The organism is Halorubrum sp. SP3 (assembly GCF_005435195.1).
GTDB lineage: Archaea > Halobacteriota > Halobacteria > Halobacteriales > Haloferacaceae > Halorubrum > Halorubrum sodomense.
In genome coordinates, this window is the sequence record NZ_SGTU01000266.1 from 1 (window position 1) to 566 (window position 566).

Consider the following 566-nt stretch of genomic DNA (forward strand, 5'->3'; position numbering starts at 1 on the left):
TCACCCCCGACGCCCTTGAAGGGGATATCGTAGAAGATGTAATCGTGAGTCTCACAGTGGCCAACGATGAAGAAATCGTCCGGCCACCGGTGAACAACATCGGGACACTGTACACCTTGCTAACGGCCGGTGAGTCCGTCACCGTCGTTGGGGACAAAAAAACGCTCAAGCGGAATACACTAACAAAACACCTCACTGATCTATAACCAGACCGCATTTCTGAGGACTCTCTATTAGACGAGAAAGTCGATGACACCCACCGTGAGGCGCGTCAGCCTCTCTTATTACCTGGACTCCGCTTGAGATTCCAAAACTGTGTATTCAGTACACCCAAATATGTCTTTTAAATGAACGTCCTTCAGAATAACTTACACTAATTTGACTCTTTCTAGGTTACACGCAACTACTGAAGAAGCGAATATCTATTAATCAACTTTCCTCTTCCCGTGGGTTCTAGGATGCTCTCAGTTATTGGATACGTCTTCGGTCAGAATCCCTGCACTCCGAAAGGCTGCCATCAACGACCCGAATTTCTCCACATAGGCTCTGTGAGAGAACCGTGTTCT

General features: G+C 47.5%; 1 protein-coding gene. It reads left to right on the forward strand.

From position 1 onward, the window contains the following. On the forward strand, positions 1-206 hold a 206-nt coding region (locus EXE42_RS19755; protein ID WP_206750750.1), incomplete at its 5' end, for a hypothetical protein. Between the last annotated feature and the right edge of the window lie 360 nt (positions 207-566).